The sequence below is a fragment of the Aurantimicrobium photophilum genome (assembly GCF_003194085.1).
Taxonomy (GTDB): domain Bacteria; phylum Actinomycetota; class Actinomycetes; order Actinomycetales; family Microbacteriaceae; genus Aurantimicrobium; species Aurantimicrobium photophilum.
Map to the genome: position 1 here is coordinate 1,196,702 of NZ_CP023994.1, position 12,874 is coordinate 1,209,575.

Genomic DNA, 12,874 nt, shown 5'->3' on the forward strand with positions numbered 1-12,874 from the left:
ATAGGGGTTTGGTTTAACTCAGGAACCGCTCAGGTAAGGGGATTAACCCCTAGTGCAGGACTTAGTTGAAGCCAGGAAGGTTACGCTGCTGCTCGCCAATGTAGAGCTGCTGTGGGCGACCAATCTTGGTCTGTGGGTCGAGGTTCATCTCGCGCCAGTGAGCGATCCAACCAGGCAGACGTCCCAGTGCGAAGAGCACAGTGAACATACGGGTGGGGAAACCCATGGCCTTGTAGATCACGCCGGTGTAGAAGTCGACGTTGGGGTAGAGCTTACGCTCCTTGAAGTAGTCGTCCTCGAGAGCGATGCCTTCGAGTTCCTTTGCAATACCCAGCAGTGGGTCGTTCACACCGAGAGCTGCGAGAACCTCATCTGCGGTGTCCTTAACCAGACGTGCACGAGGGTCGTAGTTCTTGTACACACGGTGTCCGAAGCCCATCAGGCGGACACCGTCTTCCTTGTTCTTGACGCGCTCAACATACTTCGAAACGGATTCGCCTGATGCCTGGATTTCACCGAGCATGGTGAGCACTGCTTCGTTAGCACCACCGTGAAGAGGGCCGAACAGAGCGTTGATACCGGCAGAGACGGACGCAAACATGTTGGCGTCGGTGGAGCCGACGAGACGAACGGTCGAGGTGGAGGCGTTCTGCTCATGGTCTGCGTGCAGAATAAGCAGGCGCTCAAGAGCGTTAACCACAACTGGGTTCTGAACGTATGGCTCAGCCTTGTTGCCGAAAGTCAGGCGCAGGAAGTTCTCAACGTAAGAGAGGGAGTTGTCTGGGTAGAGACGAGCCTGACCGATGCTCTTCTTGTGAGCGTAGGCAGCCATCACGGGAAGCTTGGCCAACAGGCGGTAGGTCGAGGTCTCAACCTGTTCTGCATTGTTGGGGTCGAGGGAGTCTTCGTAGTAGGTAGACAGTGCAGAAACACCAGCAGATAGAACAGGCATGGGGTGTGCACGGCGAGGGAAACCGGAGAAGAAGTCCTTGAGATCCTCGTGCAGCAGGGTGTGCATACGGATCTTGTCTTCAAAGTTCTCGTACTCGTTCTGAGTAGGTACTTCTCCGTGGATCAGAAGGTATGCAGTCTGCAGGAAGTTAAGGTTAGTGGCCACCTGGTCGATGGGATAGCCGCGATAACGCAGAATTCCCTGCTCACCGTCGATGTAGGTGATTTTCGACTTGGTGGAAGCGGTGTTAACGAAGCCATAGTCCAGTGCAGTGAGACCGGTCTGCTTGGTAAGCGAGGACAAATCGATGGAGGGAGCACCCTCGGTTCCACGAAGGACCGGAAGTTCAACGGTCTTTCCGCCATAGGTGAGCGAAACTACGTCGCCTGTGGGCACTGAATTAGTGGCTTCAGTCACGAAGACTCCTTGTGGATACTGTCTGGGTGATCGGGTACCCAGGTGCTCCGTTGTGACGGAATTCCCTGAATTATCCAAGCCTATTGGCAAAAAGTGCTGTTATTACACACTCATTAAGCGACGAGCGGCCTCAGCAATACGCTCATCGGTTTCAGTCAGCGACAGGCGCACGTGCTGGGGATAGAAATCTCCATAGAAAACACCGGGGCCGGCAATGATTCCCAAGCCCGCAAGCTTGTCAATAGAAGCCCATGCATCCACGCCTTCGGTCACCCAGAGGTAGAGTCCTGCTTCACTGTGATCAAGACGGTAACCAGCAGAATTCAGTGCAGGAATGAGCAGGTCACGGCGAGCGCGGTAGAGCTCTTTCTGAGCAGCAACGTGGGCATCGTCAGCCAGGGCAGCAACCATGGCTGCCTGCACGGGGCCTGGCTGCATCATGCCCGCGTGCTTACGAATGTTGGTGAGTTGAGCAATGAGCTGTGCATCACCTGCAACGAAAGCTGCGCGATACCCAGCCAAGTTGGACTGCTTGCTCAGAGAGTAGGCGGTGAGGATTCCGGTGAGGTCTCCCCCGGTCACATCGGGGTCGAGCAGGGAAGGAATGGGTTCGTATTCCCAGCGACCTGCCCAGCCGAGTTCGGCATAACATTCGTCTCCGACGATGTAGGCGCCGAGTTCTCGGGCGCGCTCAACGCGAGCTTTGAGCTGTGCCTTATCGAGCACGCGACCATCAGGGTTTCCGGGGCTGTTGAGCCACACCAGCTTGGTGTTCTTCGGCCATTCGGCAGGATCGTCAGAGGGGAACGGGGTGGCCTCGGCCATCCGTGTCCCGATGTCATAGGTGGGGTAGGCAGCGGTGGGGTGAACCACCACATCGCCAGGGCCCAAACGCAGCATGAACGGCAACCAGGCAACAAATTCTTTGGAACCGATGGTGGGAAGCACGTTTTCCACACCAAGCCCGGTCACACCGCGACGACGAGCAAACCACTCCACAATCGCTTCGCGCAGGGCAGGGGTGCCCATCGTGGTGGGGTACGCGTGAGAGTCAGTGGCCTTGGCCAGTGCGTCACGAATAACCGCAGGGGTGGGATCTACCGGTGAACCGATGGAGAGATCAATAGCTCCACCCGGGTGAGCTTTCGCCTTCGCCACGTAGGGCGCCATGGCATCCCACGGGTATTCAGGCAGCTCGGTGAGCATGAAACTTAAGCCTGGGGTGGAAGAGCAGTGATGACAGCGTGGTCACCCTTGATCACACCGACCTTGGCAGCGCCACCGGGAGAACCAATCTCCTGGAAGAATTCCACGTTGGCCTTGTAGTAGTCAGCCCACTGCTCTGGAAGGTCATCTTCGTAGTAAATGGCTTCAACAGGGCAGACAGGTTCACACGCACCACAGTCGACGCACTCGTCAGGGTGGATGTAGAGCATACGGTCGCCTTCGTAGATGCAGTCCACGGGGCATTCATCGATGCAGGCACGGTCCTTGACGTCTACACATGGCAGGGCAATGACGTAGGTCAACTTGTTACTCCTTCAGGAAGGGACTGTACTTGAGACAAGTTTATGCGGTTACGGCAGTGCCGTTGTCCGCGCCACGGTGACGCTGAGGCAAGCGAGGCCATGCGACCACGATCGTGGCAATCAGTGTGGGCGCTATCGCCCAGATTGTGCCCCAGAGGTTATTGGGAATGAGTACAGATCCACCAGTGCTGGCCTGGCTGAGCATAAAGACCATGGCAACGAGTCCCAGTGCGGCAACGAGGACAACAAGACGGTCCTGTACCACGATGCGCAGTCCCACTAAGAAGCCGGTTACCACCAGCACCCCCAGAATCAATCCCCAGGGCACGTCCACTTCGGCAATTGTGATCACGCTTTGGTGAACCACGGTAGTCACAGAACCCACGAAGAGCCCCAGGAGGAAGCCGCCAGCGCTCAGGAGCAGGCGCTGTGGGAATGGGCGGAGAGGTGCAGTTTCGGGCATTCCCCCAGTGTATCTAGCTAAATTTCGTTCGTATCCGTATGATTATTTCCACTGAGTGAATGCTCAGAGATTGACGAGGTTAGGTAATCCTTACTAAGGTAAACCTAAGTTAGGCAACCCTAACTTTATAGATTCACACGAAAGAGACGTGCACTTCATGCTCGCAAACCTGCTCATCGGCCTCCGCGAAGGTCTTGAAGCCGCACTTATCATCGGAATTCTTGGCGCGTACTTAATCAAGATCAACAGACGCGACGTTCTTCCCAAAATGTGGATGGGTGTGGGCTTAGCTGCTCTTCTCTCCACCATCGTGGGAGTCATTCTTGGGGTCGGCGTTGCCACACTGGATGACCGATCCGAAGAAATCATGGCAGGCACCCTCTCTTTCCTTGCCGTCGGACTGGTCACGTGGATGATTTTCTGGATGGCCAAAACTGCCCGGAATTTAAAGTCTCACCTCGAATCAGATGTTGAGAATTCATTAGCGGGCAATGGCTGGGGAATCATGTTCGTGGCTTTCCTGGCTGTAGGGCGTGAAGGTGTGGAAACTGCGTTGTTCATTTGGGCAGCAGCGAACGCCACCGGCGAGCGCATCCTCCCCGTCCTGGGAGCATTCATCGGATTGGGCATCGCTGCAGTTTTGGGATGGCTCATCTTCAAGGGAATGGTGCGCCTCAACCTCAAGAAATTCTTCGCCTGGTCAGGCGCATTCCTCATCATTGTTGCCGCTGGGATCCTGAGCTACGGCATTCACGAATTCCAAGAAGCAGGAATCCTCCCTGGCGATGCCGACAAGGCTTTCAACGTCAGCGCAGTTATTGCTCCAGACACCTGGTATGCGGTTCTCCTTCGCGGCACAATCGGGTTCACCCCCGAAATGGCATGGGGTCAGATCATTGGCTGGGCGCTTTACGTCGGAATCACACTAACTGTCTTCCTGCGTCAGATTAATGCGAAAACCCCCGCCAAGTAAGGCGAGGGTTTTCAGCTAGATCAAAAACGAGAACGAGAATTACTCGTTCTGCTTCTTCAAGCGGCTAGCCGAGCGGGCACGAGCATTCGCGTCTAGCTCAACCTTACGAATACGCACGTGCTCAGGGGTAACCTCAACACACTCGTCTTCACGAGCGAACTCAAGGCACTCTTCCAAGGTGAGCTTGCGTGAGGGGGTCATGCGCTCAAAGCTGTCCGAGGTGGACTGACGCATATTAGTCAGCTGCTTTTCCTTGGTGATGTTGACATCCATGTCTTCGGAACGTGAGTTCTCGCCGACAACCATGCCTTCATACACTTCCTGAGTGGGCTCCACGAAGAAGCTCATACGCTCCTGCAGTGCAACCATGGCAAATGGAGTGGCAACACCGGCACGGTCAGCAACGATCGAACCGTTGGTGCGGGTCACGATGGAACCAGCCCAAGCTTCATAACCGTGAGACACAGCGTTGGCGATACCAGCACCACGAGTAATGGTCATGAACTCAGTGCGGAAACCGATCAGACCACGGGAAGGAACGATGAATTCCATACGAACCCAGCCGGTGCCATGGTTCGTCATGGACTCCATGCGACCCTTACGAGCAGCGAGGAGCTGAGTCACAGCACCGAGGTATTCCTCAGGAGCATCGATGGTGAGGTGCTCGAAAGGCTCGTGAACCTTGCCGTCGACCTTCTTGGTCACTACCTGTGGCTTACCCACGGTGAGCTCGAAGCCTTCGCGGCGCATGTTCTCAACCAAGATGGCCAGAGCAAGTTCACCACGACCCTGGATTTCCCAGGCGTCGGGGCGACCAATGTCAACGAGCTTGATAGAGACGTTACCGACGAGTTCGCGGTCCAAACGGTCCTTCACCATACGAGCGGTGAGCTTGTGCCCCTTAACCTTGCCCACGATGGGCGAAGTGTTGGTTCCAATGGTCATCGAGATTGCGGGGTCATCCACGGTGATGGTGGGCAACGGACGAATGTCGTTGGGATCCGCAATGGTTTCACCAATGGTGATGTCTTCAATACCGGCGATAGCAACGATGTCACCAGGACCAGCTTCGTCAGTAGGGAAGCGCTCCAGTGCCTTGGTAATAAGAAGTTCAGTGATCTTCACGTTCGCCACGGAACCATCACTCTTGACCCAGGCAACCTGCTGGCCCTTCTTGATGTTGCCGTTGAAGATACGCAGCAGAGCAAGACGACCCAGGAATGGCGATGCATCCAGGTTGGTCACGTGAGCCTGCAGAGGGTGTGCGTCGTCATAGGAAGGAGCAGGAACGTGCTTCAGGATAGCTTCGAACAGAGGCTCGAGGTCATCGTTGTCAGGCAGTGAGCCATTCTCAGGCTTGTTGTGGCTGGCAGCACCGGCACGACCAGATGCGTAGACAACAGGAACATCCAGGATCGAGTCCAGGTCGAGGTCAGGAACGTCATCGGCCATGTCGGAAGCAAGACCAAGAAGAAGGTCCTGGCTTTCGCCCACAACCTCATCGATACGAGCATCGGGACGGTCGGTCTTGTTGACTAGAAGAATCACGGGAAGCTTTGCTTCCAGTGCCTTACGCAGAACGAAGCGAGTCTGAGGAAGAGGGCCCTCAGATGCGTCAACGAGAAGAACAACGCCGTCCACCATGGACAGACCGCGCTCCACCTCGCCACCGAAGTCGGCGTGGCCGGGGGTGTCAATCACGTTGATGATGATGGGGCCGTTGTCGGCGTGCTTTCCCTCGTAGGACACAGACGTGTTCTTCGCGAGGATGGTGATGCCCTTTTCGCGTTCGAGGTCGTTGGAGTCCATCATGCGGTCTTCGCCAGCAAAGTGGGCGTCGAACGAGTTGGTCTGCTTGAGCATTGCGTCTACAAGCGTGGTCTTACCGTGGTCAACGTGAGCAACGATTGCAACGTTGCGGCGGTCTGAGCGGAGGGCGTGCGCCATGAAAAATCCTCTCGATGACCGAACATGGTCATCGTTGGTTAGAAGTGATTGCCCGACAAAATAAAACCAGCGGCACCACAGGTGTGCAATGCCGGGTAAATCGAGCATTTCAAGCATACCGTAGGCATCTCTAACTAGGCTTATCGGCGTGAGTGAATGGACCCCGAAACAGCAACGTGCACGCACCTGGCTTGAGATTGCCATTGTGCTGGGACTCTCTCTGGGGTCCTCCGCGGTGTATTCGATTGTGTCGCTCATTCGAAAGCTCACTACTCCTGAAGCACTCAATGCTCAGAAGGCGGTCATCAACCAGCCTCTGTCGGATCAGCCCATCTTTGATCTGGTCTACCAACTCTTAGGTATCTTCTTTGGCCTGGTTCCTGTTGTGTTGGTGTTATGGCTGTTAGCGAAACCAGGCAACAGCGCGTTCACCCAATTGGGATTCAACTTCAAAGAACCCGGCAAAGACCTGCTGCGCGGATTTGGCTTGGCAGCGATTATTGGCATTCCAGGTCTAGGCCTCTACCTCGTCGGTAATGCCTTAGGAATTACGGTCACGATTGTTCCGACCGCACTGGATACCTACTGGTGGACTGTGCCGGTATTGGTCCTGGCAGCGCTGCGTGCAGCCCTGGTCGAAGAACTCATCGTCGTTGGCTACCTCTTCACTCGCCTGCGTGAATTTGGCTGGAAGACTTGGCAGATCATTCTCACGTCGGCTGCCTTGCGTGGCAGTTACCACCTGTATCAAGGTTTTGGTCCCTTCGTGGGCAACTTCGTGATGGGCGTGGTGTTCGGTTTGGCTTATCAGCGCTGGGGTCGCACGATGCCTCTCGTGATTGCGCACTGGATCTTGGACATTGTTTCCTTCACTGGCTATGCCGCAGTGAAGGCACTTGCTCCGGGCTTCCTGCCCGGCACCTAAACCACCTTTCTTTCACAGCCAGCACATAAGAAACTCTCGGTAGGGTTGTACCTATGTCTAAGCGCTTTATCGGTGCGACCATGGTCGCTCTCCTCATCACCGCTGTTCTCTCCGCATGCAGCATCACTGACCACAAAAATCTCTCTGGCAACGCTGCCCGTAATGCTGCTGTTGCCGTGGTGGCTAACTCGGTCAAGGAGTTCAAGGCCAAAGGCGGAACTGAGACTCTTTCGGTAGCAGATAAAGAATTCGTCCTTGTCTATGACCCCAGCGCACCCGAAGGCAAGCAGGTTGTCACAGCAAACCTGGGCGACAAGACCACTCCGACTTTTGATGAAGCTAAGTCAATCTCCATCAATGCATTGAAAAAGCTCCTCGACTCGAAGACGTTCGCGGACGCAGAGTTCAAGCTCAGTGACAACATCTTCAAAATTACGGGTACCGATTTCACCATCGAACTTCACACCAAAAATGACCTCGTCATGACCTCTGTTATTTCCGGCAAGGCGACGGGCGTTAACGTTCCTCAGATCGTGGTGTCTTCCTATGGTCTCAGCGAGGAAGCACAGAAGCTCTTTGACTCTGCTGTTGAGCCCGCGACAGCCCAGTAATAAATACCTTTCGTCCAATTTTCCGCTTCACAAAGCGGTTTAGAATTAACTATGGCGAAATCTTCACACCCCACCCGCGATCGTCTTATTGAGACGATGGCGGAACTGCTGGATGGTTCTGATCCAGAACACATCACAGCCGATCAGGTGTTGACAGCCTCGGGGGTTTCTAAGGGTTCGCTGTATCACCACTTCGAAGATTTTGAAGACCTGCTCGAAGCAGCACTTATTGCTCGATTTAGCGTGAACGTGGACGCGACCATTGATGCTCTCGCGCAGATTTTGGCCACCGTGGGCTCACGCGATGACCTTCTGAAAGCTCTCCGCAAGCTCAACATTTATAACCAGGATCAAGCACGTTCTAGCTTCCGCCTCGAGCGCGCTCGTGCAGCTGGCTTGACCTACAGCAGCCCTCGCTTCCACGAAGCACTAGGCGCTGAACAGAAGCGCCTCACGGATGCCTTCACTGACCTCTTCATCGAAGCCCAGAACAAGGGCTGGATGTCAGAGAATGTCGATGCTCGCGCTGCTGCCGTCTTCGTTCAGGCTTACACCGTAGGTCGCGTCGTTGACGATATCGCCCCTGAAAAGGTAGACCCTGCAGCCTGGATCGACCTCGTGATGCACGTGGTCGATAAGGCCATCCTGAACTAGTTCGCTAGTACTTCTGCGGTTGAACGAACCGTGGCGAATTCGCCGTGCAGGTTTGCTCCGGTGATTCGTGCTATTTCGTCAGCGGGTATGATTTTTCCCTCAACATCTTTCCGGTCATTAGTGTGCGTAGCATCCAGTACGAACGTGACGTCATAACCAAGATTTCCTGCCATGCGTGCCGTTGTTTCACAACAGTGGTTCGTCGTGATGCCACAAATTGTGACTGAAGAAATTCCTACTGCCTTGAGCCACGCATCGAGGTCAGGCGTTCCATAGAAAGCTGAGTTCACCTGCTTCGAAATAAGGAGGTCATGAGCTCCATCTATTCCAGCTTTGAAATCGTTGCCCGACTGCCCCGGACGAAGGGGCGAGGTTGCGCCAACAGAATCATGACGTACCAACACGACAGGTTGACCTTCGGAACGCCATTTCCCGAGCAAGGAACGAATGTTGTCTTCACATGCAGGGTTATTTCGCGGTCCCCAGTAATCCAGCTGGTCAAAACCCTGCTGGACATCAATCACGATGAGAGCGTTCTTCGTCATGGCTTCAGGTTACTCTGCTGCCGCCTAGAACACTTATATCAATATTGATATAATTAGTTATGGTCATCTCTACGCTCATTTCTGAGGCTCGACTTCAGAGTGGTCTCACGCAGACAGAGCTAGCGTTGCGAGCTGGCACATCGCAAGCAACCTTGAGTAAATACGAGTCAGGCGAAGCGGTCCCCACTCTGGTGACATTGGAAAGAATTCTGGCAGCAGCTGGTTCCACGCTCGAGCTCACTGCAACGAGTTCCCCTCGGCAACTGGATGTTCGCCGAGGAATAATGGCTCTGGTTCAGGCCAAAAGAAAACAGATCATCGAGATCCTCGCCGGTTTTGACATGTTCAACCCGGCAGTGTTTGGCTCCGTCGCCCGAGGCGAGGAAACAGAAACTTCTGACATCGACATCATGGTTGATTTTGACGCGAGAAAGTATGGCTTGATGCCTTTGCTTGATGCTTCCGATGCCCTTCAAGAAATACTTTTTCAACAGATTGATGTAGCCCCCCGTTCTGTCCTCGCTGAGCATGTAGCTTTACACGCTCATCGAGAGGCAGTTCCTTTATGACCCGAAGCGACAAACAACGTATTAGCGACATCCTGAAAGCCATCCAGTCCATCCACAGAAGCAAAGCATTACTCGAGAAACATTCTGAGGATGAAATTGAAGAGACGGTGTTGGCCGCCGTCACTTTTCAACTATTCATCATTGGTGAAGCGGTGAAGTCTCTCAGCGCTAGTCAACGAGAGACGCTGCCGGAAGTCCCCTGGAGCAAAATAATGCGTCAGCGCGACCTCATTGGTCACCACTACTTCACCGTAGACGCGGAAATGATTTGGGAAACATTAGATAAGCCCCTCAACCAGCTTCATGCTGCTTTGAGGGGCTTATCAATTCAAGATTGAGAAATGTTAGTTCTCAAACGCTTCTGGTGGTGGGCAGGAGCAGACCAGGTTGCGGTCACCGTAGGCGTTGTCGATACGACGAACCGGAGCCCAGTACTTGCTCCGCACGCGCATAGTGCGGGTGGCAGCATCGAGGCCTTCAGCGAAGGGATAGACAGCCTTCTCGCGAGAGTAAGGGTGGTTCCACTCCCCTGCGATGGAGGCAGCCGTGTGAGGAGCGTTGTGCAGTGGGTTGTCATCTGCAGGCCACTGCCCAGCAAGCACAGCGTCAGCTTCTGCCTTGATGGTGATCATGGCGTTGATGAAGCGTTCGATCTCGTCAAGGTCTTCCGATTCGGTGGGCTCAATCATGAGCGTGCCCGCAACGGGGAAGCTCATGGTGGGAGCGTGGAAGCCAAAGTCCACCAAACGCTTAGCCACGTCATCCACGCTCACACCGGTCTCTGCCGTCAGCGGACGCAGATCGAGGATGCACTCGTGCGCAACCAAACCGTTGTCACCGGTGTAGAGGGTGGGGTAGTAATCCGCGAGGCGCTTGGAAATGTAGTTCGCTGCGAGAACTGCAGATGCTGTTGCATCTCGGATGCCTTGCTCACCCATCATGCGCACGTATGCCCACGAGATGGGAAGAATGCTGGGCGAACCGTAAGGAGCAGCTGAGATCTGAGCACCATCGTGAGTAACGGTGGAGACGGTGTCACCTTCCACCAACACGTGGTGAGGGTTCTGGATAGCGAAGTGGCTGGGCAGGTAAGGAGCAAGGTGCGCCTTCGCTGCGACGGGGCCCACGCCGGGACCGCCACCACCGTGAGGGATGCAGAAGGTCTTGTGCAGGTTCAGGTGGGAGACGTCGCCACCAAAGTCACCGAAGCGAGCAAAGCCGGTCATCGCGTTGAGGTTTGCACCGTCAACATAAACCTGGCCACCTGCTGCGTGAACCGCAGCGGTGATGTCGGGCACTGCGTGCTCATACACACCGTGAGTGGAGGGGTAGGTGATCATGAGAGCAGCGAGTGTGTCACCGTGCTCGGCGATCTTGGCGCGCAGGTCATCGAGGTCAACGTTTCCGACCTCATCACAGGCGACCACAACCACGCTCATGCCAGCTAGAACTGCGGAGGCTGCGTTGGTGCCGTGGGCACTGGAAGGAATCAAGCAGACGGTGCGCTGAGTGTCACCGTTGGCCAAGTGGTATCCACGAATAGCGAGCAGACCAGCAAGCTCGCCCTGGCTTCCCGCGTTGGGCTGGAGGGAAACGGTGTTGTAACCGGTGAGGTCAACAAGCCATTTCTCGAGCTGAGCAATGAGTTCAACGTAACCGGCAACATCCTCAGCGGGAGCGAAGGGGTGTAGACCACCAAACTCGGGCCAGGTCACTGCTTCCATTTCGGTGGCAGCGTTGAGCTTCATGGTGCAGGAACCCAGCGGGATCATGCCACGGTCGAGTGCGTAGTCGAAGTCAGCAAGACGCTTGAGGTAGCGCATCATGCTGGTCTCGCTGCGGTGCGTGTTGAACACGGGGTGCTCAAGATAGGTCGAAGTGCGCACCAGCTTGGCGGGTACGGCCGAAGCCACTGCTTGGTAAGCAGCGTCTGCACCGAAGAACCCCGCAACGGCTTCCACTTCACCGGGGGTGGTGGTTTCATCCACGGAGATGGTGAGGGTGTCAGCATCAACCTGGTTGAGCAAGAAGCCACCAGCTTGTGCAGCGGCAGCGATAGCTGCTGCCTTGCCAGGAACGCTGACGTGGAGGGTGTCGAAGAAGTTGTCGTGAGTGACGGTGACACCGCCGGCGCGAAGAATCGCTGCCAGTGCGGTGGCACGCTCGTGCACCTGGGTTGCAATTTCCTTCAGGCCCTCGGGGCCGTGGTACACCGCGTACATTCCGGCCATCACAGCGAGGAGTACTTGTGCAGTACAGATGTTCGAGGTTGCCTTGTCGCGGCGGATGTGCTGCTCACGTGCCTGCAGGGTCAAGCGATAGGCAGGCTCACCATTGGCGTCGAGAGAAACTCCCACCAGACGGCCAGGCATGCTGCGCTCAAGGCCAGCACGAACAGCCATGTAACCGGCGTGGGGACCACCAAAGCCCATGGGAACACCGAAGCGCTGTGAGGATCCCACAGCAACATCAGCACCGAGTTCAGCAGGGGAAGCAATGAGAGTCAAGGCAAGCAGGTCAGCAGCCACGATCGTGATGGCACCGGCCGCCTTGGCCTTCTCGATGACGGCACTGGGGTCCCAGATGCGACCATTCGCACCGGGGTATTGAATGAGAACACCGAAAGCCTCAGGAAGCTCTGCACCGGCAGCAAGATCAAGCTCAACTACCTCGATGCCCACTGCAGCAACGCGGCCGGCAATCAGGCTCTTGGTCTGAGCCAGGACATGGGTGTCGACAACGAAAACGTTGGAGTCCACCTTGGAGGAGCGACGAGCCAAGAGCATGGCTTCCACAGCCGAGGTGCTCTCATCGAGCATCGAGCCGTTGGCGGTTGCCAGACCGGTGAGGTCAGTGACCATGGTCTGGAAGTTGATGATGGCTTCCAGACGACCCTGGGAAATCTCAGGCTGGTAGGGCGTGTATGCCGTATACCAGCTGGGGTTCTCCAACACGTTGCGCTTGATCACCGCAGGAGTAATCGTGTCGTAGTAACCCTGACCGATCAGTGAGCGACGAAGAGTGTTCTTCGAGGCCAACTCACGCAGTTCCGCAATCGTTTCGCGCTCAGTAGCAGGCTCAGGGAGCAGAGATGAGCCAGCAGCACGGAACTGGTCGACGTGAATCGACTCAGGGATTGCAGCCTCGATGAGGTGCTCGATGCTGTCATAGCCCAGGTGCTTCAGCATCTGGGCTTGTGCTGCAGAGTCAGTTCCGATGTGGCGGTTGACGAACGCGTTCGACATTCAATTTCCTTGACAGGTTGAGGGCATTACAAAAGTTGGAACAG

The 12,874-nt window shown here is 55.5% G+C and carries 13 protein-coding genes; 6 read left to right on the forward strand and 7 right to left on the reverse strand.

Going from position 1 to position 12,874, the window contains the following annotated elements:
• Window positions 1–61: 61 nt before the first annotated feature.
• The 4 genes from AURMO_RS05925 to AURMO_RS05940 form a co-directional block, all read right to left on the reverse strand.
• On the reverse strand, window positions 62–1,369 hold the full coding sequence (locus tag AURMO_RS05925) for a citrate synthase (protein ID WP_239406806.1): 1,308 nt from the start codon (window positions 1,367–1,369) through the stop codon (window positions 62–64).
• A 102-nt stretch (window positions 1,370–1,471) separates the two neighbouring features.
• Complete coding sequence (dapC, locus tag AURMO_RS05930) at window positions 1,472–2,575, reverse strand: succinyldiaminopimelate transaminase (RefSeq protein WP_110233992.1); 1,104 nt, start codon at window positions 2,573–2,575, stop codon at window positions 1,472–1,474.
• A 5-nt stretch (window positions 2,576–2,580) separates the two neighbouring features.
• Window positions 2,581–2,898, reverse strand: coding sequence for a ferredoxin (gene fdxA / locus AURMO_RS05935; protein ID WP_110233995.1), 318 nt, complete (start codon window positions 2,896–2,898; stop codon window positions 2,581–2,583).
• Between the two features lie 40 nt (window positions 2,899–2,938).
• Window positions 2,939–3,361: a hypothetical protein gene (locus AURMO_RS05940; RefSeq protein ID WP_110233996.1), complete on the reverse strand. Its 423-nt coding sequence runs from the start codon at window positions 3,359–3,361 to the stop codon at window positions 2,939–2,941.
• Between the two features lie 157 nt (window positions 3,362–3,518).
• Between AURMO_RS05940 and efeU the strand changes: the two genes are divergently transcribed.
• Entirely contained in the window at window positions 3,519–4,334 is an 816-nt protein-coding gene (efeU, locus tag AURMO_RS05945; RefSeq protein WP_110234894.1) for an iron uptake transporter permease EfeU, read from the forward strand.
• 39 nt (window positions 4,335–4,373) lie between these two features.
• Here efeU and typA read toward each other — a convergent pair whose 3' ends face one another.
• Window positions 4,374–6,281, reverse strand: coding sequence for a translational GTPase TypA (typA, locus tag AURMO_RS05950; protein ID WP_110233998.1), 1,908 nt, complete (start codon window positions 6,279–6,281; stop codon window positions 4,374–4,376).
• Between the two features lie 148 nt (window positions 6,282–6,429).
• Between typA and AURMO_RS05955 the strand changes: the two genes are divergently transcribed.
• The 3 genes from AURMO_RS05955 to AURMO_RS05965 are packed head-to-tail and all read left to right on the forward strand — an operon-like array spanning window position 6,430 to window position 8,471.
• Window positions 6,430–7,206 (forward strand): CPBP family intramembrane glutamic endopeptidase, encoded by a 777-nt coding sequence (locus tag AURMO_RS05955; protein ID WP_239406807.1) that lies wholly within the window; start codon window positions 6,430–6,432, stop codon window positions 7,204–7,206.
• Between the two features lie 53 nt (window positions 7,207–7,259).
• Window positions 7,260–7,817: a hypothetical protein gene (locus AURMO_RS05960; protein ID WP_110234003.1), complete on the forward strand. Its 558-nt coding sequence runs from the start codon at window positions 7,260–7,262 to the stop codon at window positions 7,815–7,817.
• A gap of 51 nt (window positions 7,818–7,868) precedes the next feature.
• The gene (locus tag AURMO_RS05965; RefSeq protein WP_110234005.1) at window positions 7,869–8,471 is read left to right on the forward strand and encodes a TetR/AcrR family transcriptional regulator; all 603 of its coding nucleotides are present in this window, start codon (window positions 7,869–7,871) and stop codon (window positions 8,469–8,471) included.
• Here the strand turns inward: AURMO_RS05965 and AURMO_RS05970 are convergent.
• Entirely contained in the window at window positions 8,468–9,016 is a 549-nt protein-coding gene (locus AURMO_RS05970; RefSeq protein WP_110234007.1) for a cysteine hydrolase family protein, read from the reverse strand. The genes AURMO_RS05965 and AURMO_RS05970 overlap by 4 nt on opposite strands.
• A gap of 59 nt (window positions 9,017–9,075) precedes the next feature.
• Here AURMO_RS05970 and AURMO_RS05975 point away from each other — a divergent pair, with 59 nt between their 5' ends.
• Window positions 9,076–9,585, forward strand: coding sequence for an XRE family transcriptional regulator (locus AURMO_RS05975; protein ID WP_110234009.1), 510 nt, complete (start codon window positions 9,076–9,078; stop codon window positions 9,583–9,585).
• Window positions 9,582–9,923 carry a HepT-like ribonuclease domain-containing protein gene (locus tag AURMO_RS05980; RefSeq protein WP_110234019.1) on the forward strand — a complete coding sequence of 114 codons (342 nt, stop codon included), beginning with the start codon at window positions 9,582–9,584 and terminating at the stop codon, window positions 9,921–9,923. Before AURMO_RS05975 ends, AURMO_RS05980 begins: the two co-directional genes overlap by 4 nt.
• A gap of 6 nt (window positions 9,924–9,929) precedes the next feature.
• Here the strand turns inward: AURMO_RS05980 and gcvP are convergent, their stop codons facing one another.
• Window positions 9,930–12,830, reverse strand: a complete 2,901-nt coding sequence (gene gcvP / locus AURMO_RS05985) for an aminomethyl-transferring glycine dehydrogenase (protein WP_110234021.1) — start codon at window positions 12,828–12,830, stop codon at window positions 9,930–9,932.
• Window positions 12,831–12,874 lie beyond the last annotated feature (44 nt).